We start from the raw sequence: 22,229 nt of genomic DNA, 5'->3' as shown, positions 1-22,229 counted from the left end.
GATTCTCATTTATTTCTCATAAAGGTGCCTGCTCTTATGGTCCACCTGCCTTTTTCTCTAATTGTAAGAATTTGTGTTGTTTTGATTGTGTTATAGTAAATCCAGCCAAGATGGAATCTGAATTCGAATGAATTTACAAACGAAAGGAAACCATACAACCATGAAAACACTAAAATCCCTTAAAAAATTAATGACTTTAAGTATTCTTGCTACAATCGCATTGTCTGCTTTCACTTTAAGCTCCACTTCGAACCATGCAGAGGCTGCAACTGCAAAAACCCTAGCTTTAATCAGTGAAGGAAAAAACTACTTAGGAGTACCTTATAAATACGGTGCCCCAGTCGGCATTACATATGCTTTTGACTGCTCCTCTTTCACGAAGTTTATGTTCGCTGGCCTAGATGTTAACCTGCCACGTACAGCAAATGAGCAAGCAGCGGTTGGCAAAAAGGTTCCAAAAACGGAACTAAGCACGGGTGACCTTGTATTCTTCAGAACAAATGGAATCAGCATCAGCCATGTAGCCATCTATGCCGGTTCTAAAAAAATTCTGCACAGCTCCACTAGCCAAGGTGTAACTGTATCCGATATGTCCAGCTCTTACTGGAATACCAAATATGTAACTGCACGCCGCGTATTAAACTAATTTATTTCACATACAAATGGTTGAGCTTCTAGCTCAGCCATTTTTTTATGTGCTTAAAGGATAATTTATCATTCGTATGGAATTGTTGGTGGGAGAGCAGATACATATGGAGGGGTCGACATGGAGATTAGAGTTTTGGATATAGAAGATGCTGAATGTTGCCATGAGCTTCGGCTGCAATCTTTGCTGGACAGCCCCGAGGCCTTCTTAACCACTTATAAGATTCAGAGCGCTCGGCCCATAGAAGAGATTCGTCAGCAGATTAAACCTGAAGATGGCCGCTTTACTTTAGGCGCCTTTGAGGACAACCAGCTCGTAGGCATGGTTACTTTCGTTAGAGAAGTCAGACCAAAAATTATTCATAAAGGAAATATCTACGCCATGTATGTTGCACCAGGTGCTCGAGGTCAAGGATTAGGTAAAGCCTTGATTAAGGAACTGGTGAGAAGAGCCTCCCTTCTGGATGGTCTGGAGCAGATCAACCTGACCGTCATATCCGATAATGCTGCAGCCAAACAACTTTACGCTAGCTGCGGTTTTAAGGTATTTGGAATTGAACGAAATGCCATGAAGTCCGGAGGACAATATTGGGACGAGGAAAATATGGTGCTGTTCTTAACGTAAAAAAAGACCGTTTTCTCAAACGAGAAAACGGTCTTTCTTCTATTATATAGAAGCTTATTTGCTCAAAGTTTCGGTCAGTACCGGAACAATCTGCGATTTACGCGAAACTACGCCTTTAAGAAGAGCTTTGTTGCCTTCCAACGTTATGTTGTAAGCTTGTTCAACCGCAGCTGCTTTGGAACCCAAAGTAAGTGCGATGGAATCGCTGTTCAGGATGTCAGTTACAACAAGTACGAACAGATCAAGACCTTTTTGTGCGATAATTTCGTTGATTGCTGCTTCAAGATCAGCTTGGCGAACAAGTACGTCGTTCGTATCAACCGCGTTTACTTGAGCGATTTCAACTTTAGCGCTGCCCATCGAGAATTCTTTAGCATCAAGGGACAGAAGCTGTGCAATTGTTTTGTCGCGAAGATCAGCGCCAGCTTTCAGCATTTCAAGGCCATATACGTCAGCGTCAACACCAGCGATTTCAGCCAGCTCACGAGCTGCTGCTACGTCTTGATCTGTGCAAGTAGGCGATTTGAATAGAAGGGAGTCCGAAATAATAGCGGAAAGCATCAGACCAGCGATTTCTTTGCGGATCTCTACGCCGTTTTCTTTGTACAATTTGTTAAGAATTGTCGCTGTGCAGCCAACTGGCTCAGCACGGAAGTACAAAGGACCAGCAGTCTCGAAGTTTGCGATACGGTGGTGATCGATAACTTCAACAACGCGAACTTTGTCAATATCGGAAACGCTTTGCTGGCGCTCGTTATGGTCAACCAGAATAACGTTGTTTACTTCACCTGCCACTGTCTCAACAAAACGTGGAGCTTCTGTTTTGAATGTATCCAGTGCATATTGTGTTTCGCCGTTTACGTCGCCAAGGCGTACTGCTTCTACGTTAAAACCAAGTTTCGCTTTCAATTCCGCATAGGCAATCGCAGAACAGATTGTATCTGTATCCGGATTTTTATGTCCGAAGATCAATGTTTTTTCCATTGTGTGCATTCTCCTTATTTCCCATTTATAGAAACCCAAAACTGATTATATCGCATTATGCGTTTTATTCCTACTATTTTACACCGTGAGAAGATCATATCCTGCCGCTCTTTTGCTCGATTATTCCAGCCTTTGAAGCTTGCCTAATAACAGAATTCGATGGTATAGTACCTCAATATATAGAAATCCGTAATAAGAGAATAGGAGAGCCTACTTATGTCTTATAAAATTGCTTTCTTTGACATCGACGGTACGTTACTTGATGAAGAAAAACAAATTCCACAGGATACAATTGATGCGATCCGCGAACTGCAAGCAAGTGGTGTTCCTGCCGTAATCGCTACCGGCAGAGCGCCCTATTTCTTCGCTCCAATTGCTGAGAAGCTTGGTATTGATTCTTATGTTAGTCTAAACGGCGCCTATGTTGTGTACAAAGGCGAAGCGATTTATCACCGTCCGATTCCTCGCGAAGACGTGGAGATCTTAGTGAAGCATGCCAATACACACAACCATACCCTTGTGTATGAAGGGCATAATGCTTTTTACCGGAATACGGAGTCACATCCTCATGTCTTTAATTCCGTTGCATCCCTGCAGGTTGCGCAGCCTGGATTCGATCCGGATTTCTGGCAGAAGGAAGATGTCTATCAGATCTTCTTACATTGTACCGCTGAGGAAGAGCATCTATACGAAGAGGCTAATCCAGGTTTGCGGTTCATCCGCTGGCATGAGACGGCTATGGACGTTCTTACAAATGACGGCTCCAAAGCTCAAGGTATCAAGGCGCTGCTGAAGCTTCTTAACATCGCTCCAGAGGAAGCTGTAGCTTTTGGAGACGGCCTGAATGATAAAGAAATGCTGGAGGTTGTTGGTCTCGGTATTGCTATGGGCAATTCCCACAAAGAGCTGATGCCTTTCGCCAACTATATTACTTCGCATGTGAGTGAGAGCGGCATTCGCAAAGGACTTGTACATGCCGGCCTAATTAAATAATGAGCTTGAACAGCCCGCGGATCCCGCGGGTTTTTATTTATTTCCGGGTAATCATGTATCGTAATCGGCTTCTTTTTCCAAACTAACCATTGACTGTTGACAGCGCGCCCTTTAAGTCCTGCTCTCCCCGTCTCTGAGGCCTCCCTTTACCAGTCCATAACTTGACAACACTAAATATATTATTTATATTTATTTACAAAAAGTAACCGAGTGAAGGAGGGCTTCATCATGTCCATAAGCATTCATCCAGATACAAAACTTGGCGAAGTAAAACTTAAAATCAGTGACCTGGCACAATCTCTTCGCTTCTATACAGAGATAATTGGACTCAAGGTATTGAATCAAACCGAACGTACCGCGATTATGGGCCATGTCCATCTTCATACAGCAGGCCTTCCGGAATCACGAGCCTTTTACAATGGCTTGCTTGGCTTTGATATAGTCGGCGATTATACCCAGATGCGAGCCTTGTTCGTATCTGCTGGCGGTTACCATCACCATCTTGGGCTTAATATATGGGCAGGAATTGGAGCACCCGCTCCTTCGCCGCAATTAACTGGTCTTGATTATTACACTATCGTGTACCCGGACCATGGCGAACTGTCCTCCACCCTCGAGCGTCTGCTTGCTGCTGGCGTAACCGTCGAACAGCAAGATGACGGCACTGCCTTTGTTACCGATCCTTCAAGCATTCGAATTAAACTTACCACCAAACTTGTCCAACAAAACGATTAAGCATATGCTTACGATGCAAGAATCATCACGAATAGTCTTATCCGGACTATTTGTGTGATAATTCTTTTAAGGCTTATGCTTACGATGCAAGAATCATCACAAATGTTCTTATCCTGACCATTTGTGTGATAATTCTTTTAAGGCTTATGCTTACGATGCAAGAATCATCACGAATAGTCTTATCCGGACTATTTGTGTGATAATTCTTTTAAGGAGCTGTTACAATGACAGATATTATTTTCCACGGTCATTCTTGCGTACAGATTTCATCGGGGGACAACTCGCTTGTGATCGACCCTTTTTTAAGAGGCAATGAACTTGCAGTCACTAAACCGGAAGATATTAAAGTAAACTCCATTCTTCTGACACATGCTCATGTGGATCACATTCTAGATGCGGAGCCGATCTCCAAAGCGAATAATGCTCCAGTAGTTGCTAATGTCGAGCTTGCTACTTATATGTCCTGGAAGGGCGTCGAGACCATTGGCATGAACATTGGCGGTACCGTTGATCTAGGCTTCGCCAAAGCGAAGATGATCCAGGCTTTCCACAGCTCCGGCATTACAATTGCAGAAGAGCAGCGTATTATTTATGGCGGCATGCCAGGCGGCTATATCATTACGATTGATGGGAAAACCATTCTCCATACCGGCGATACGGGCTTATTCGGAGATATGAAGATGATCGGCGACCGTCATGACATTGACGTAGCTCTCATTCCAATCGGTGATCACTACACCATGGGACCTGAAGATGCACTGCAAGCAGCAGAATGGTTCGGCGCGAAGCTGACCATCCCTGTTCATTACAACTCGTTCCCGATTATCCGCCAGGACGCAGAAGCTTTCGTGCAAGCACTCGAGGCAAAAGGCTTAAAAGGCCAGCTGCTCGAACCAGGCCAGAAGCTGTCTATCTAATAATTAAGCTGTCTTCCAGACTTAAGGAAGACAGCTTTTTTCATTTTTTTATGTCCGGTTAAGGAAATTTCGCCTGAAAACGACGATAATAATAGAACAAGTCAATGAGAGGCGGAAGTAGAAGTGACTGCTATGAATGGAATAAAAATCTTGCTCGCGGATGACGAGCCTCATATCCTGCAATTCCTGGAGTTGGGACTGCTTAATGAAGGGTTCGAGATTCGCACAGCTACTGATGGAGCAGCTGCCTTACAGCTCGCAAAGGAATTTCAGCCGCATGTCCTCGTCCTCGACGTTATGATGCCGCAACTGGACGGATTCGGTGTATGCCAAGCGGTGAAGGATACCGGAGCTAACCTAGCCGTCATCATGCTCACTGCAAAGGATGAGATTGAGGATCGGGTAAAGGGTCTTACCCTCGGCGCGGATGATTATGTCGTTAAGCCGTTCAGCTTTGAGGAGCTGCTCGCCCGTATAAAAGCCCGCCTGCGTAACCAATTCCCAAGTTTATTGGGAGAAGCCATTTACGGGTCTTTCCGCATTAATGATTTAAAGAAAGAGCTCAGCTACCAAGACCGGATTCTAGAGCTGTCCCCTACCGAATACGAACTGCTGAAATATATCGTTATCAATAATGGTATTGTCCTCAGTAAAGCACAAATACTCGACAGCGTCTGGGGTTACCGTTTCGGCGGAGAAGAAAATATTGTGGAAGTGTATATCCGTTCATTAAGGGATAAGCTCGGCGATAAGGAGCACCGCCTGATTCGTACCCTTCGGGGTATCGGCTACCGGGTGGATCTGCCATGACCCGGCATTTGTTCTCACCCCGCTCCCTCCGATTTAAGCTGCTTCAACGATCACTCTTACTCATCGCTCTGCTTCTCCTTATGATAGGAGCTTTGCAATATGTTCTTATGAAAGATTTTCTCTATAAAAATAAAGCCGAAGCACTGGAAGCCCAATTAATCTCGCTCCCTCGCGACTGGTTCATCTACGGCATTGAGCAACCTGTCGGCACTGATCTTCAGCAGCCTATGCCCGGACCTTTTTTTTATCAGCCGGACTTGTCTCTTGCTTACATTAATACAGAAGGCATCGTTAAAGATCTGTCCGGCAACGATGAGCTAAAAGCGCCGCAGCTGCCAGCCGGGCAATACAAAGAGCTGCTTGAGCAAGAACCCCATCGCGGCAAGCCCGGCGGCTATCAGATTGTAGAGGACAAGAATGGAACGAAGCAGCTCGTCGTGCTCCTTGTCATTGGCCCGCCGGGGAATCCGGAAGGCATCATTCAAGCAGGCTCGAATATTACCATACTTACACAAGTTCTGATGACACAGCTGGCTATCTTCATCGGTCTATCCGTCCTTGCCCTTGCTGCAGGTGTATCCCTCTATCTCCCGCTGCTTCGCCGCACCTTGAAGCCGCTGTCGAATATCGTGCAGACCGTTAGCGAAACTCATGCAGCTAATCTGAATGAACGGCTGCCTGTGCATCAAGGCCAGCAGGAAGTAGACCAATTAGCCGTTGCATATAACGGTATGTTGGAGCGTTTGGATCATTCTTTTGAGGCTGAACGTCAGACTACAGACCGTATGAGGCAATTCATCGCCGATGCGTCGCATGAGCTGCGGACACCACTCACTTCTATACAAGGGTTTATCGAAGTGCTGCTTAGAGGAGCCGCTGAGAAACCTGAACAGCTCCAATCTGCTTTAAAGAGTATGCAAATGGAATCCAAACGCATTAATAGGCTCGTTGAGGATTTACTGCTTCTAACGAAGCTGGACCAAGCTCCTGCGCCTGAAAGAATCGAGACCCAGCTCGACCAGCTGCTGCAAGAAATGGAGCCGCAGCTTCGTCTGTTGGCAGGCAGCCGTGCAACTCATCTATCGTTCAGCCGGGAAATCCGGGTCTACTGTCATCCCGATCAAATCAAGCAAGCGATACTCAATCTATTCCTGAATGCGGTACAGCATACCGATCCGAATACCGGAGAGCTGTCACTTACGCTGTACTCGGAAGATCAGCAAGCTGTTATTGAAGTGGCTGACAATGGGCCAGGCATCGCCGAGGAGTATCTCCCACATCTGTTCGAACGGTTTTACCGGAGTGAATCATCGCGAACGCGCAAGACCGGCGGTGCCGGTCTTGGCCTTGCTATTACCAAATCCATCATGGAAATGAATCAAGGATCTGTCCATGTTGAGAGCGTTGTAGGCTTAGGCAGCAGATTCAAGCTTAAGCTGCCGCTCCAATAAGAAAAGGCAAGGAACTGCCCCGTCATCTCAATATGACGAGGCAGTTCTTTTTATTTGGTCCAAACGCATTCAGCGTTCTTTCAGCCAGTCTTAAGATTAGCATCAGATTCAGCTTATACAATATGAATTGTTAAGAGAATGTAAACACGAGCAAGAAATGAGGTGTTATTAATGAGCAAGCTGAAGTTCAGGAATGAGCTTAAATTTTTCGTCAATCATTTGCAATATTTCACAATCCGTGAGCGATTAAAAAATTTAATGGGCTCGGATGAGCATGTAGGAACAACCGGCGAGTACCATATCCGAAGCTTGTACTTTGACGATATTTACAACAGTGCACTCCATGATAAGCTGGGCGGCATTCGCGATCGGAAGAAATATCGGATTCGGATTTATAACGGTGAAGATAATGTGATCCATTTTGAAAAGAAGCTTAAGCGCTTAGATTACATTGCGAAAATGAAAGAGCCGCTGACAAGAGATATGTACAACCGACTTATGGCCGGTGATTATGAGGTTCTGAATAGGCCGGACAAGCCTCTGTTAATGGAAATTTACAACGAGACCCAAAACAGTCTGCTGCGGCCGCAAGTAATTGTCGACTATGTCCGTGAGCCATACGTCTGCAAGAGTGGCAACGTCAGGATTACTTTTGACAAGGATTTGAGGACGGGACTGCATTCGGTTGATATTTTCGATCCTAAGCTAGCCCCAGTCAAAGCGATTGATGAAGATCTCATGATTCTGGAAGTCAAATATGATGAGTACATCCCGGGTTATATCCAATCAGCGCTCCAGCTCGAAGGACTGAACCGGCAATCCGCTTCCAAATATGTCATCTGCCGCAAGTTTCTGAAATACAACACATGGGAGGATTATTAAAATTATGGATACAACAACAACTGCAACCTCGAATGATACACAAACGTTTACAGATTTATTCAAAAGCTCCGTTCTGGACAACTTCAGTACCGGCATCGATATTTGGAAGATGCTCATTACGCTGGCGATCTCTTTTCTGATCGGACTTTTCATCTACACGCTATATAAGAGGATTTTCAGCGGCGTACTTTATTCGAAAAGTTTTAATGTCTCTCTAATCGGAATGACGATTATTACGTCTGTCGTAATTCTCGCCGTCAATTCGAACCTCGTCCTGTCGCTCGGTATGGTCGGTGCGCTGTCGATCGTTCGTTTCCGGACTCCAATTAAAGACCCGACTGACCTGATCTTCCTGTTCTGGGCAGCAGCTGTTGGTATCGTAACTGGCGCAGGCTTCTATACGCTTGCTATTGTTGGTTCCATCATCATCGGTCTCGTCCTCTTCCTGTTCGTGAAAGGCGGCAAAGTTGAGACTCCTTACCTGCTTGTCGTACAATGCGAGAATGATGAGACCGAGAAGTCGGTTCATAATCAAGTAAGCAAACTCGTAAAACGTTACAATGTGAAGCAAAAAAACGTTACTCCTAGCAACATTGAAATTACGCTGGAAGTTCGCCTGAACGATAAAGAAGGAAGTTTCGTTAATGAATTAACGCAAATTAGCGGCGTAAGACATGCCGTTCTGATCAGCTATAACGGAGATTACGTATCGTAAGAGATAGGATGGTGTTACAGATGAAAGCGAAGCTTGTTCTAACGCTCTTCTCCATCGTCCTGATCATCGGTTTGACCGGATGCGGCGCTAAGCCGACAGTGGATAACAATGACGAGGGGAATGCCGCTATCCGGGCGGCTAACTCCGAGGAAGAGCAATTTTTAGACGAAAGCGTGTTCCCAAAGGATAAAGTGGTAGACGTCAAAATTACGATGGATAAAGATGATTTCCAGGGGATTATCGATAACGCCAGCGCCGAGGAATTTCATACGGCATCCATTGATTACAACGGGCGGCATTTCGATAATGTCGGCATTCGCGCCAAAGGCAATCTGAGCTTGGCAAGTGTCGTAAGTATGGATGATTCCGACCGTTACAGCTTTAAGATTTCATTCGATGAATATGTCAATCAAACGCTAGACGGCATTAGCAAAATCAACCTTAACAACAACTACAGCGATCCCACTTACATGCGGGAATTTCTAACCTATGAGTTAGCGGAGCAGATGGGATTGCCTACTCCGAAGTTCTCCTATGTGAACGTTTATGTAAATGACGAGCTGTGGGGATTCTATCTGGCCGTTGAGCAGGTTGGAGATTCCTATCTGGAGCGCAACTTCGGCAATGCGTACGGAACACTGTACAAAGCGATTATGAGCACCGGCAGTGACCTGAAGTGGATTGATGATAAGCTGGATTCTTATCCGGGCCTTACACAGAAATCGAAGTCGTCCAACAACAATATTCTGATCGACATGTTGGATGAGCTGAACAATGGTACGGAATTAGAAAAATATATCGACGTTAACGATGCTTTAGGTTATATCGCGCTGAATGCAGCAACCAATAATATGGACAGCTATCTTGGCAGCACCAAGCAAAACTATTATTTGTACGAAAATGAAGGAGTGTTCTCGATCCTGCCATGGGATTATAATATGGCGTTTGGCGGGTTGGGGAATATGATGGGAGGCCGCGGTGGCGGTGGCAAAGCTCAAGGCGATGCTCAAGGTGAAGCTCAAGGTGGCGGTTCTGGTGCAAGGACTAGCAGCCTCTTGATCGACGAGCCGACACAAAGCGCTGTAGCCGACCGACCGCTGGTCGCGAAGCTGCTCGCTGAAGACGAGTACAAAGCGAAATATCATGACATACTGCAGACAATAGTCGATGGTTTTTTGTCTGACGAGCAATTCCAGACTCGCGTGAATGAATTGAACGATATGATCTCTTCCTATGTGAAAGCAGATCCGTCCTCATTCTACACGTATGAGGAATACGAACAAGGCATCACATCGCTGATCTCGACAAATACGAGCACTGTAACCAACATTAAGGATCAGCTCGACGGCACGATTCCCTCTTCCGGCGACGGCTCCGGCAGCGGCGGCGGTATGGGCATGCCTGGAGGTGACATTGGTGCCATGTTTGGCGGCGATAACAAACAAGGCGCAGCTCAAGACGGCGGTGCTGGCGAGCCACAGGGAGGGTTCCAAGGCGGCGATATGGGCCAACCGCCGGGAGGGTTCCAAGGCGGTGATATAGGCCAACCGCCGGGAGGGTTCCAAGGCGGCGGCGGTGGTATGCCAGCCTTCGGTAATATGGGCGGTCAAACGACCGAGAAAGACAACACCAAAGAAGCAGCAACAGCTGGCATTGCTATAATCGTGTTGATCCTGTCCTGCTTGTTCATCAAGTACTTCAACCGCAGAAGATTATAATTCAATACAAAAAAGGAGCAGGGTTTCCCTGCTCCTTTCTACTGTTCCTCCATTTTCACCTGCTCCGGATTATCGCCACAATCAACCAAACAAACAATACAGTCGCAATCCCAAACCCAATCTCAATCGCCGGGATATTCCACAGCACCGTACTCTGATGCCCCATCGATGAGCCGATAATGAGGCCCACCATAATAATGCTGAACGACAACAGCACGATACTTAAGCTCAGCCGATTGCTGATTTGGTCCATTTTTTTCAGGACAGCATTTAACTCAGGAATCGCGAGATCCAGCCCTAGCCTGCCTTTTCGCATGGAATTGAGCACACTACGCAAGCTGAGCGGAAGATCCGATAACAGCTCCAAATAATCAGGAAGATCATCCATCCACTTCCGGGCAAGCCGGCGCGGATCCAGCTTCTCGATCACCAGCTTACGGCCAAATGGCTCCGCAACATCAAACACACTGAAATCGGGATCCAGCGCCGTTACTACCCCTTCCATCGTCAAAAAGGTTTTACCAAGCAAAGTCAGTTCAGACGGGATACGTATGCCATGACGGAAAGCGAGCGCAAACAGCTCGTTAACGGATTCGCCTAGCTTTACCTGGCTGAGAGGCACTTCATAATATTTGTCCCTCATCTCGTCAACATCGGCTCGAAGCGCCTTCCTATTCGTATCTTCCGGGATAAACCCCATGCCATTAATCGCCCGAATGATTGTACTTGTACTTTGATTGCGCAGACCAATAACAAATGTGGCAAAATGCTGCTTCATATCCGGAGATAATCGTCCGACCATCCCAAAATCAAGAAAAGCCAAGGTCCCATCGGGTAAAGCGAGCATATTGCCTGGATGCGGATCCCCGTGGAAAAACCCATCGACAAGTACTTGATGAAAAATCGCTTTGGAATATCGCTCAGCAAGCTTTTTGCAATCATGTCCCTCTTTATCGAGACGTTCACGATCCGACAGCTTAATTCCTTCCACATAGTCCATGGTCAGAACAAGCTTACTGGAATATTCCCAATAGATCGCCGGGATGATCACACCATCAAGCTTGCTGCTTTGCTGGGCGAACCGTTCCGCATTGCGGGCTTCCAGCCCATAATCCAGCTCAGCCCTCAGTGCTCTTGAAATCTCATCCATCATATCGCGAAGCCGATAGTTACGCGCCCATTCCAAGCGATTTTCAGCTACCCTTGCAAGCTCGGACAAGATATCCAGATCGGTCTCAATGACCTTTTGAATGTACGGACGCTGCACTTTTACCGCGACGTGGGTGCCATCCATCAGCTTCGCTCGATAGACCTGCCCGATTGAAGCAGACGCCAGCGGCACTTCACTGAACTCGGCAAATAAACGCTCAATTGGTGAACCAAGCTCATCTTCAATAATATGTACTGCTTCCAGGTAAGAGAAAGGCTGAACATGATCCTGCAGTCGTTCCAGCTCTGCAATGATTCCCGCAGGAATAAGATCAGGCCGTATGCTTGCCATTTGACCAAGCTTTACGAATGTTGGACCAAGCTCCTCTAGAAACATGCGAAGCCGCTCGCCGACTCCGCGTTTACGAATGTCCTGTCTTTCACCGCCATGCAGCAGCAAACCGGTATCCGGCAGCCCCAGATCTTTGACAAGATACCCAAAGCCGTTGCGGACAAAAGCGATGGCAATTTCCCTATACCGCTGCAAATGCCGGAATTTCGATTTTATGCTCATACATGCGCCTCAGTTCAATCAACAGGTGTTTCTTTATGTTCCAGCGCCGCCACTCGCTGCTCAAGCTGTTCGTATTGCTCCCTTGTCACATATCTTTCTCCAACAATCGCTTGGACCCGATCTCGGATCATTTCTTCAATCTTATTGCGTGTTTCCTCGCCTTTCTTCAGAAGCTCATCAACATAAACGGAGGACTCGGCTTTAGTGATCTCACCTTTTTTCACCCATTCATCTGCCAGCTTCTCTAGCTGCTCCTTACTTGTCACCGCAAATCCAAGTCCAAACGATACAGCCCTTCCGAACAAATCTTTCACTGTAATCACTCCTAACCAGCCATTATGGAATATATCCAGTTTATGCAACTTGGCCCGATTACAGTCATCCACCTGAGCAAGTGAACCATTATCGGTAAAATCAGGAGGAATTAACGAATAATCCTTTTTCGCTTTTCGCATAATAACGTCAAAGAAGCTTACGCTTACGATGCAAGAATCATCACGAATAGTAATTCATTTCAGGAGGCCGAAACAGATGTCGAACCGCAAATCATTGTTAGTCCCGGGAGCTCGCGCTGCACTCGAACAATTAAAGTACGAGATCGCACAAGAGCTTGGCATAACACTCCCCGCTGATGGCTATTACGGCCATATGACCACTCGTGAGATGGGGTCTATTGGTGGATCTATTACGAAACGTCTCGTCCAGCTTGCAGAGCAGCAAATCGCTGGCCGTTTCTAGTAAGCTGTGTTTTAAGCTTTTTTATACAAATACGACAAGGGCTGAACCCGGCAGATCTACTGCCTATTGGGATTAGCTCTGTTTTTTATGAAATCATTTAAGCATGAACTTCCATTTGGAGCTGAAAATCGGTAAAATGAATTAGCCCCATCGTAAATAACCCATACATATGAATTTAATGAAGAAAGGAATTTAACCATATGATTATCAAACCAAAATCACGCGGCTTTATTTGTACAACCTCTCATCCAGTAGGCTGCGCAAAGCAAGTTGAGAGCCAAGTAGAATATGTGCAGTCGCAGCCAAAAATTGAAGGTCCCCGTAACGTGCTTGTTATTGGCGCATCTACAGGCTACGGCCTGGCATCACGCATCGTGGCTTCGTTTGGCGCAGGTGCCAGCACGGTTGGCGTTTTCACCAGTAAAGGAGCTGAAGGCTCCCGTACAGCTAAGCCAGGCTGGTACAACTCCGCAGCTTTTGAGAAAGCTGCTGCAGAAGCCGGCTTGAAATCGTTCAGCCTCTCTGGTGATGCTTTCTCCGACGAAACGAAAGCAAGAACTATCGATCTGATCCGCACTGAGCTTGGCTCGGTTGATCTGGTCGTATACAGCGTTGCTGCACCACGCCGCATTCATCCGAAGACTGGCGAAGTGTTCAATTCTGTTATTAAACCAATCGGCCAAACGTACACGAACAAAACCGTTAACTTCCATAATGGCGTTGTTACAGATGCTACAATCGAACCGGCTACTGAAGAAGAAATCAGCCAGACGATTACTGTTATGGGCGGCGAAGACTGGCAAATGTGGATCGACGAGCTGCAAGCGGCAGGCGTTCTTGCTGAAGGCGCAACAACTCTTGCATACTCCTATGTTGGTCCAGAAATTACGCATGCTGTATACCGCGACGGAACAATCGGTAAAGCAAAAAACGATCTTGAAGTTACAGCGCGCCGTCTGACTGAGCAGCTGTCATCCACTGGAGGACGTGCTTATGTAGCGGTTGCTAAAGCATTGGTTACGCAATCAAGCTCAGCGATTCCTGTCGTTCCCCTGTACATCTCGACCCTCTTCAAAGTGATGAAGGAAAAAGGCATCCACGAAGGCTGTATCGAGCAAATGTACCGTATGTTCGCAACACGCCTCTATACTGATGGCCCAACACCAGTTGACGAAAAAGGCCTCATCCGTATGGATGATTGGGAAATGCGTGCAGATGTACAAGCAGAAGTAGACAAGCTGTGGAGCGAGATTACAACGGAGAACGTGTATGAGCTGTCTGATCTTGAAGGCTACCGCCGCGAGTTCTTCCAGCTGTTCGGCTTTGAAACCGACGGCGTTGATTATGAAGCAGACACAAGCCCAGAAGTAGACATTCCAAATCTTCGCTAATTAATAGATGCAAAAAGACGGAGCAGTTTACTCACCTGCTCCGTCTTTTTGTGCTCCAAACATAAGGCCAGTAACCTTTACTGCCCTTTCAGTCCAAGCTGAGCAATCAACTCATATGACTTGAGCCGCTCCTGATGATCATAGATTGCACAGTTGATGATCACTTCATCCGCCTGAGTCTGCTCAATGAACGCATTTAGCTTCTCTTCAACAGTTAGCGGACTGCCCTTAATGGATGACCGAAGCTGATTACGAACAGCCGTAAGCTCATGAGGGTTCGCTTGTCCTTCCAGCTCAGCTGGTGGCTGAATTTTTCTAGGTACTCCGCCTCGAATAAGGTTGAGGAACTGCTGCTCCAGTGTTGTACCAAGCCATACGGCATGTTCATCCGTATCGGCTGCGATCGCATTCACTCCCACCATTGCATACGGTTTATCCAGATAAGCCGATGGCTTGAAGCTGCTGCGATAAATGTCCAGCGCAGGCAGCGTAAAGTCCGGCGAGAAATGGCTCGCAAAGCCAAACGGAAGGCCAAGCTCTCCAGCTAGTCTTGCGCTGAAGTCACTCGATCCAAGCAGCCAGATCGGCACATCCAGCCCTTCACCAGGCACAGCACGAACCGCTCTCTCGGACTCCGGCCCTCTAAAATACCCGCGAAGCTCCTCAAGCATGGCCGGGAAGTTCTCGCCGCCACCGCCATACAAATCACGCCGCAGCGCCATCATCGTCTGCCGGTCGCTGCCTGGAGCACGTCCAAGACCAAGATCAATTCGCCCAGGATAAAGTGATTCCAGCGTTCCGAACTGCTCCGCGATAACAAGCGGGGCATGATTTGGCAGCATAATACCGCCTGAGCCAACTCGAATGGTTGATGTACCGCCGGCAATATGACCAATAACTAGCGAAGTAGCCGAGCTAGCAATACCAGGCATACTGTGATGTTCAGCAACCCAGTAACGAGTATAACCCCATTTTTCTGCGTGCTGAGCAAGATCAAGGCTGTTGCGCAATGCGTCAGACGCGGTAGAACCTTCAACAATTGGTGCAAGATCTAATATGGATAGCTTGACGTTGCCAAGCTTTTTAATTGAAGACATCTTTAACACTCCTTCTCCTCATGACATCATGTCCATTATAACGAAGTTCCTTTCACTCTGCTATACATTAGTAAGTGACTCGTGGAATGCAATAAGCAATTCCTCCTTAGTCTGTACAAAAATCCCCCGAATTTCCGCCAATGACTGTTTGATTACGCTTTACGAAACCCCATTATTCGAGCTATAATAAAGACATAACGATTTTTGAAATAGAGTTTCACAGAATGAAACAAGCAAAATCGTCAACATTATTCCAAGGAGGAATTCCCGCACATGGCAAACCAAGATCAATACTCTGTACGGTCCAGCCTGGAAGTCGGCGGCAAGTCGTATGCTTACTATCGTTTGCAAGGACTTGAGGACCAAGGACTCGGCGAAATTTCTAAACTTCCATTTTCCATTAAAGTATTGCTCGAAGGCGCAGTTCGTCAATTCGACGGCCGTGCTATTACGAAAGAGCATGTGAAACAACTGGCTGACTGGGCGGTTAACCGCGATGACAAAGAAATTCCATTCATTCCTTCCCGTATCGTACTGCAAGATTTGACTGGTGTACCAGTTGTTGTTGACCTTGCAGCAATGCGTGAAACAGTTAAAAAAGCTGGCGGCGACCCTAAAAAAATCAACCCGCTTGTACCTGTCGATCTCGTAATCGACCACTCGGTAATGGTTGACGCGTTTGGTTCCCCAGACGCACTGGAAATCAACCAACGCATCGAGTTCGAACGGAATGCAGAGCGCTACCGCTTCTTCCGTTGGGCACAAACGGCATTCGATAATTTCCGTGCTGTACCACCAGATACAGGTATCGTTCACCAAGTTAACTTGGAGTACCTGGCATCCGTTGCTGCTACAAAAACAGTTGACGGCGAAACTTTCGTATTCCCTGATTCCCTTGTAGGTACTGACTCCCATACGACTATGATCAACGGTCTTGGTATCGTTGGCTGGGGCGTAGGTGGTATCGAAGCAGAAGCTGGTATGCTTGGTCAACCACTCTACTTCGTAACTCCTGAAGTTATCGGTTTCAAACTGACTGGCAGCTTGGCAGAAGGCGCTACGGCGACTGACCTTGCCCTGACAATCACTCAATTGCTTCGTAAAAAAGGCGTTGTAGGCAAATTCGTCGAGTTCTTCGGTTCCGGCTTGTCGAACATCAGCCTGCCTGACCGTGCTACAGTTGCCAACATGGCTCCTGAGTATGGCGCAACAGTTGGTTTCTTCCCTGTTGATACAACTACGCTTGAATTCTTGCGCGCTACTGGCCGTACAGAAGAGCAAATCGAGCTGGTTGAGGCTTATTACAAAGCTCAAGGCATGTTCCGTACAGATGCAACGCCAGACCCTACCTTCACTGAAGTGGTTGAGCTTGACCTGGCGACTGTTGTACCTTCCCTTGCTGGTCCTAAACGTCCGCAAGACCGTATCGAGCTGACTTCGATGAAAGAAGCTTGGAACGAAATCGTTCGCAAGCCAGTCGACAAAGGCGGTTACGGCCTGACAGAAGAGAAAACAGAAGAAGTTGTTACTATTAACCACGCTAACGGCAAAGTCAGCGAAATGAAAGCAGGCGCAGTTGTACTGGCCGCAATCACAAGCTGTACAAATACTTCTAACCCTAGCGTTATGGTTGGCGCTGGCCTTGTTGCGAAGAAAGCTGTCGCTCGTGGTCTTGTTAAACCAGAATACGTGAAGAGCTCGCTGACTCCAGGTTCCCTGGTTGTTACTGATTATCTCGTAAAAGCTGGCCTGCTTGAGTCGCTTGAAGCTCTTGGCTTCCACGTTGCAGGTTATGGCTGTGCAACTTGTATCGGTAACTCCGGTCCATTGCCAGACGACGTTAGCCAAGCTATCGCTGACAACGACATGACAGTTGCTGCAGTATTGTCCGGTAACCGTAACTTTGAAGGCCGTATTCACGCGCAAATCAAAGCTAACTACCTGGCATCGCCGCCACTGGTTGTTGCATACGCACTTGCTGGTACAGTTAACATCGACTTTGCAAGCGAGCCAATCGGCTTCGATCCGCAAGGCGAGCCTGTCTTCCTGAAAGACATCTGGCCAACAAACCAAGAAATCGCTGACGCGATGAGCGCTTCGTTGTCCCCAGAAATGTTCCGTGCGAAATACGAGAATGTATACACGCAAAACGAACGTTGGAACGCTATTCCAGTACCAGAAGGCGAACTGTACGAGTGGGATCCAAAATCCACTTACATCGCTAACCCGCCGTTCTTCGACAGCCTTGCTGACGGCATCCGTGACGTTGAAGACATCAAAGCAGCAAAAACGTTGCTTGCTCTTGGCGACTCGGTTACAACTGACCATATCTCGCCTGCAGGCAGCATCCGTCCAGATGCTCCGGGCGGTAAATATCTGATCGCTAACGGCGTTGAGAAGAAAGACTTCAACTCCTATGGTTCCCGTCGTGGTCATCACGAAGTGATGGTTCGTGGTACATTCGCGAACATCCGTATTCGTAACCACATGGCTCCAGGTACTGAAGGCGGCTTCTCGACTTACCAGCCTACTGGCGAAGTAACTTCCGTATACGAAGCATCGATGAAATACCAAGCAGACAAAACAAACCTGGTTGTACTTGGCGGTAAAGAGTACGGTACAGGCAGCTCCCGTGACTGGGCAGCAAAAGGTACGTTCCTTCTGGGTGTTAAAGCCGTTATTACAGAAAGCTTCGAACGTATCCACCGTTCCAACCTGGTTGGTATGGGTGTTCTTCCGCTTCAATTCCAAGCTGGCCAAGGCTGGCAGGCGCTTGGTCTGACAGGCTTTGAAACATTCGATATCGTTGGTCTGACGAACGATGTTCAACCTGGTGACCTGGTTTCCGTAATCGCTACTCGCGAAGACGGTTCGCAACTGGAATTCAAAGTTATCGTACGCCTCGACTCCCTTGTGGACGTTGACTACTACCGTAACGGCGGTATCCTGCAAACTGTACTGCGCCAAATGATTCAGAACTAATTCATTCTTAATAAGAAAAAGGTGAGCCTTCGCGGCTCACCTTTTTTTATACCCTGCTAATCTTTCTTAACCGATTGATCATGAGGGACAATAACGGTAACAGATTTATTCGTTACATTACCGGCTTTGTCGGTTACTGTGTACGTAATTGTGTAAGTACGTCCATCCACACCGCCGGAACGTTCTGCACGCAAGCTGAACGACTGATCCAATGTGCCGTAATCAGCGCTTTGAATATCCGCATCCTTCCCTGCTGCCAGCGTCTCATTGCTGGTGATGGAGGTCAATACAACGGAAGCAATCCCCGAAGTAGAATCTGTTCCTTCTACGACAGCATTTACATTAAACAGCTTATGATTCGCCGGCCACAGTTCTGTTTTATCGAGCGTCACCTTCAATGCAGGTGCTGTCTTATCGATTTGAATACTAACTGAATGCGAAGACTCTACATTGCCTTCGTGATCCTCGCTCCAGTAGACAAGCGTATGCTCGCCATCTTCGGTAACTTGAAGCGACGTCCCCTCCTGTTTCGAACCTCCATCCAGTGTATAGTAAGTAGCTGCAACGCCGGAAACACTGTCACTAGACGTTAAGTTAACGGTTACATCATGGTTGACCCATCCATTAGGAGCATTATCGGATGTTGATGGCGCCGTTGTATCTACAAGATAAATATTAGGTGCTGCTGGCATATCCATTCCGTTGCCCAGATAGAAGCTTGTATGCGGCGGCTGATTATAGCCTGTGTTCTGCCACGCGATACCCAGCCTGTATATCGGATCGTGCATCAACGTACGTATCTTCTGATCCGTAACAGCTGTTGTGGAATAGATTCGAAGCGCACTGCTATCTTCCGTTCTAACAACAACCTCTTCTCTCCAGTCGCCTAGAAGATCTGCTTGCAGAGAGGGGTTGCCTTTTGTCCCGTTATTGGAAAATGTACCGCTAAAAGTCTCAATACGATCGAGCTGATTATTCTCATAATCCCATTTATCAATCCTCGGAACACCATTGCCTGTAGCAGCATTCCAATCATGATCTAGAAGCTCACGGCTCAAATCGCCGTCCCACCAGATAGCAAAGTTAGAAGTCGGAATTTCGGTTGAAATCTTCGTACCTTCAGCATTGTACATGAAGCCGTTCAGGTTGCTTTCCGTAGCTGCCGACTTCATTGCATCAATGGCCCATGATTCTTCACCTTCATATCTTGGGTCTACATCAGCCGACAAGCCCCTGCCCGTATCCGCGCCAACCTGAGGCTGTCCATATAACGGTGTACCTGTCCGTGCATCAATCATCGTTGCCGAGTAAGGACTGCCTGTCTCCTCCTGCACCGTCCACAACTCAAGGCCAAGATGCGAAGGAATCAAGTCGCCTAGATGCATGGCATCGCCATGACCGAGCTTAGTACTCCAAAGTAAAGTGCCGTCATCATCTACAGCTGTATTGCCGGTAATGATCTCATCCTTGCCGTCAGCATCTACATCACCAACACTAAGCTGATGGTTCCCCTGCCCGTATCCAGGATTCGGAGAATCATATTTCCATACTTTGCTCAGCTCACCATCTCTCCAGTTGTAAGCGACGAGCACCATTCTAGTATAGTAACCACGTTGCAAAATAAGGCTTGGACGCTGTCCATCCAAATAGGCAATCGCTGCGCCAAACCGGTCAATTCGGTTACCGTACGTATCTCCCCAGTCTCCGATATTGCCTCTTGGCGGATCATAATCTTCCGTAGCAAGTGCTTTGCCGGTTGATCCTTCGAATATCGAGAAATATTCCGGACCATCCAGCACATACCCGCCAGAATTCCGGTAATCCGCAGCGGCATCGCCAATTACGGTCCCGGTACCATCAATCGTTCCGTCAGCTGTCCGAGCTGCAACCTCTGCTTTGCCGTCTCCATCCAGGTCATAAACCATTGGCTGCAAATAATGTGCACCAGAGCGAATGTTTGGACCCATGTCGACTCGCCATAGACGTGTGCCGTCCATTTTGTAAGCGTCCAAATACGTATTGCCTGTTATACCCGATTGGGAGTTATCTTTCGAGTTGCTTGGATCCCATTTCAATACGATTTCGTAAGTTCCGTCTCCATCCAGATCACCTACGGAAGCATCATTCGCGCGGTAAGTATATGCCTCACCAACACTTGTTACGCCATCGGCAGGCTTTTGAATAGGTACGGTGAGGTAGTTGGTATTCCAAGGTGTTACTGTCTCAGAAGGCTCCTGCTCCGTACCGTTCAGCACTGCACGGACGTAGTAAGAAGAATCCGAAGTTCCATTCTCATCAACATAGTTGGTGCTGGTTTGAATGGGAGCAGTGTTGATTTGGGCGCCATTACGATACAGATTGAATCCGAGATTGTCCGGTTCAGTACCCAGCAGACGCCAGGAAACAAAGACATGACCATCTTCTTCAATCGCTACGAGTCCTCTTCCCAAATCCTCCATTTGTCTAGCTGGAACCTGCTTAGGCGTCTCGCTTATACTTACCGCTGCAGACTCCGTATCGCCTTCACCGTCATAGGCATACACACCTGTTACTTTAAAGGTATAGACCGATTCGTTCTCCAGTCCGTTAATAGAAGCAATGTACTCGCCTTTAGGAACAGTAGCGGCAAGCTGTTCTGAACCATCCGAGTTCACAACGTAGATATTCGCAGCTTTATAGGCAGGATCAAGAGGTGCTTTCCAGCCGATTTGTACTTTACCATCATGCCCTTCGGCTGAAACATCCGTTACAACAGGGGCCCTGTCCAGCTTATTAACTTGCAGAGTATACGTACGGGATAAATCCGTATAGTCATTTGAGGTCACCGTTACGTCTATCGTTGTTGAAGGTTCCGTTAAAGGTAAGGTAATGGGATCACCACTTGCTACACTTGAATCCCCTACTTTCAGATTGACACCATCAGCGTTGCTTGCTGTTGGAGTAACCGTCAGTTCATTCGAGGAGTACGGCACATCAAAGCTGTAATTCTCATTCGTTGGGTCAAAAGAGAAGGAAGGAACAAAGTCGTCAGCGCTAAGCTGCAGATCCGATAGAGCAAGATCAAGCGAAGTCACTTTTACGTTAGCCAGATTGTAACGTCCGCCGCCAGCGTTAGTGAAGAAGCCAAAGCTGCTTATTCTTTCCCGTGCACTGTAGAAATCTTCATTCGAGCTCACGGTTTCACCCGTATTCAAATCTACGATGTTCAAGGCGTATTTCTTTTTGGGTATATTGTAGATCATCGTAAAACGATACCAGTGCGTGGAGTCGTAGGTGACGAGGGTTGGACCATTATATCGTTTGAAGATCCCCGCATCCATCTGGAAGCGAGTAACCGCTGCATTAGTTGCATTTACTTTCCCTTCCATTACCCAGAAGGTTCCGCCTTTGTTTGTTGGCATATTGATATCGAATTGTAGAATCATACCACCGGTCTGAGGAGCAAATCGCTGACCGAAATAAGAGGAACCCGTCAGATCATGGCTGATAGCGGCATAGGTGCGTTCTGTTGGCTGATCATTCTTGACCTCAACAACAGGTGCAGTTCCTTCCCTCGTCCAATTGTTACCGCTTCCAATTGTGAGCGGACCTAATGGATATGTAGAGAAATCCTCATTCACAACAGCCGCATCTGCCGCATAAGCAGGAGCGATATTCAAAGGGACTAATAAAGTAAAGACCATTAAAGCTACTAACAGCTTGGAATAAGCCGATCTTTTCCGTGAAAAATGCATCAAATTCAGCCTCCATTCATTGTAACTGCCATAGGTAAAGATGGGGATCCTAGTCAAGCTCCTCCTTTCTTATCCGATGTCTGATACCT

The 22,229-nt window shown here is 47.2% G+C and carries 18 protein-coding genes; 13 read left to right on the top strand and 5 right to left on the bottom strand.

The genetic code is table 11. From position 1 onward, the window contains the following. Positions 1–160 precede the first annotated feature (160 nt). Both AC0YNT_RS03925 and AC0YNT_RS03920 read left to right on the top strand, forming a co-directional pair. Entirely contained in the window at positions 161–646 is a 486-nt protein-coding gene (locus AC0YNT_RS03925) for a C40 family peptidase (RefSeq protein WP_475803446.1), read from the top strand. 120 nt (positions 647–766) lie between these two features. Further along, the gene (locus tag AC0YNT_RS03920; RefSeq protein WP_475803445.1) at positions 767–1,270 is read left to right on the top strand and encodes an N-acetyltransferase family protein; all 504 of its coding nucleotides are present in this window, start codon (positions 767–769) and stop codon (positions 1,268–1,270) included. A 54-nt stretch (positions 1,271–1,324) separates the two neighbouring features. Here the strand turns inward: AC0YNT_RS03920 and AC0YNT_RS03915 are convergent, their stop codons facing one another. After that, positions 1,325–2,254 (bottom strand): manganese-dependent inorganic pyrophosphatase, encoded by a 930-nt coding sequence (locus AC0YNT_RS03915; protein ID WP_475803444.1) that lies wholly within the window; start codon positions 2,252–2,254, stop codon positions 1,325–1,327. Between the two features lie 216 nt (positions 2,255–2,470). Between AC0YNT_RS03915 and AC0YNT_RS03910 the strand changes: the two genes are divergently transcribed. The 8 genes from AC0YNT_RS03910 to AC0YNT_RS03875 all read left to right on the top strand — a co-directional run bounded on the left by AC0YNT_RS03910 (position 2,471) and on the right by AC0YNT_RS03875 (position 10,475). Then, entirely contained in the window at positions 2,471–3,247 is a 777-nt protein-coding gene (locus AC0YNT_RS03910; RefSeq protein ID WP_475803443.1) for a Cof-type HAD-IIB family hydrolase, read from the top strand. Between the two features lie 228 nt (positions 3,248–3,475). After that, positions 3,476–3,982 carry a VOC family protein gene (locus tag AC0YNT_RS03905; RefSeq protein WP_475803442.1) on the top strand — a complete coding sequence of 169 codons (507 nt, stop codon included), beginning with the start codon at positions 3,476–3,478 and terminating at the stop codon, positions 3,980–3,982. Between the two features lie 224 nt (positions 3,983–4,206). Then, positions 4,207–4,899, top strand: coding sequence for a metal-dependent hydrolase (locus AC0YNT_RS03900; protein WP_475803441.1), 693 nt, complete (start codon positions 4,207–4,209; stop codon positions 4,897–4,899). A gap of 132 nt (positions 4,900–5,031) precedes the next feature. Beyond that, a complete protein-coding gene (locus tag AC0YNT_RS03895; RefSeq protein WP_475803440.1) occupies positions 5,032–5,709 on the top strand; it encodes a response regulator transcription factor in 678 nt (225 codons plus the stop codon). Next, complete coding sequence (locus AC0YNT_RS03890; protein WP_475803439.1) at positions 5,706–7,160, top strand: sensor histidine kinase; 1,455 nt, start codon at positions 5,706–5,708, stop codon at positions 7,158–7,160. Before AC0YNT_RS03895 ends, AC0YNT_RS03890 begins: the two co-directional genes overlap by 4 nt. A 171-nt stretch (positions 7,161–7,331) precedes the next feature. Next, positions 7,332–8,042: a polyphosphate polymerase domain-containing protein gene (locus AC0YNT_RS03885; RefSeq protein WP_475803438.1), complete on the top strand. Its 711-nt coding sequence runs from the start codon at positions 7,332–7,334 to the stop codon at positions 8,040–8,042. A gap of 4 nt (positions 8,043–8,046) precedes the next feature. Continuing rightward, positions 8,047–8,757, top strand: a complete 711-nt coding sequence (locus AC0YNT_RS03880; protein WP_475803437.1) for a DUF4956 domain-containing protein — start codon at positions 8,047–8,049, stop codon at positions 8,755–8,757. A 20-nt stretch (positions 8,758–8,777) separates the two neighbouring features. Beyond that, positions 8,778–10,475, top strand: coding sequence for a CotH kinase family protein (locus AC0YNT_RS03875; RefSeq protein WP_475803436.1), 1,698 nt, complete (start codon positions 8,778–8,780; stop codon positions 10,473–10,475). Positions 10,476–10,530: 55 nt separating this feature from the next. Here the strand turns inward: AC0YNT_RS03875 and AC0YNT_RS03870 are convergent, their stop codons facing one another. Together AC0YNT_RS03870 and AC0YNT_RS03865 are read right to left on the bottom strand one after the other, a co-directional pair. After that, positions 10,531–12,198 carry an ABC1 kinase family protein gene (locus AC0YNT_RS03870; protein ID WP_475803435.1) on the bottom strand — a complete coding sequence of 556 codons (1,668 nt, stop codon included), beginning with the start codon at positions 12,196–12,198 and terminating at the stop codon, positions 10,531–10,533. Positions 12,199–12,212: 14 nt separating this feature from the next. Beyond that, the gene (locus AC0YNT_RS03865; protein WP_441889741.1) at positions 12,213–12,512 is read right to left on the bottom strand and encodes a phasin family protein; all 300 of its coding nucleotides are present in this window, start codon (positions 12,510–12,512) and stop codon (positions 12,213–12,215) included. A 217-nt stretch (positions 12,513–12,729) separates the two neighbouring features. On the opposite strand from AC0YNT_RS03865, the gene AC0YNT_RS03860 reads away from it, so the two are divergent. Both AC0YNT_RS03860 and fabV read left to right on the top strand, forming a co-directional pair. Further along, positions 12,730–12,936: a small, acid-soluble spore protein, alpha/beta type gene (locus tag AC0YNT_RS03860; protein WP_475803434.1), complete on the top strand. Its 207-nt coding sequence runs from the start codon at positions 12,730–12,732 to the stop codon at positions 12,934–12,936. A 200-nt stretch (positions 12,937–13,136) separates the two neighbouring features. Further along, positions 13,137–14,327: an enoyl-ACP reductase FabV gene (gene fabV / locus AC0YNT_RS03855; protein ID WP_475803433.1), complete on the top strand. Its 1,191-nt coding sequence runs from the start codon at positions 13,137–13,139 to the stop codon at positions 14,325–14,327. 77 nt (positions 14,328–14,404) lie between these two features. Here fabV and AC0YNT_RS03850 read toward each other — a convergent pair whose 3' ends face one another. Then, positions 14,405–15,424: an LLM class flavin-dependent oxidoreductase gene (locus tag AC0YNT_RS03850; RefSeq protein WP_475803432.1), complete on the bottom strand. Its 1,020-nt coding sequence runs from the start codon at positions 15,422–15,424 to the stop codon at positions 14,405–14,407. A gap of 273 nt (positions 15,425–15,697) precedes the next feature. On the opposite strand from AC0YNT_RS03850, the gene acnA reads away from it, so the two are divergent. Continuing rightward, a complete protein-coding gene (gene acnA, locus AC0YNT_RS03845; protein WP_475803431.1) occupies positions 15,698–18,406 on the top strand; it encodes an aconitate hydratase AcnA in 2,709 nt (902 codons plus the stop codon). 56 nt (positions 18,407–18,462) lie between these two features. Here the strand turns inward: acnA and AC0YNT_RS03840 are convergent, their stop codons facing one another. After that, positions 18,463–22,140, bottom strand: a complete 3,678-nt coding sequence (locus AC0YNT_RS03840) for a rhamnogalacturonan lyase family protein (RefSeq protein WP_475803430.1) — start codon at positions 22,138–22,140, stop codon at positions 18,463–18,465. Positions 22,141–22,229: the final 89 nt, after the last annotated feature.

Source organism: Paenibacillus sp. J22R56 (assembly GCF_056269375.1).
Note: the sequence above shows the minus strand (reverse complement) of the source record. Positions and strands in the feature narration are given on the sequence as shown.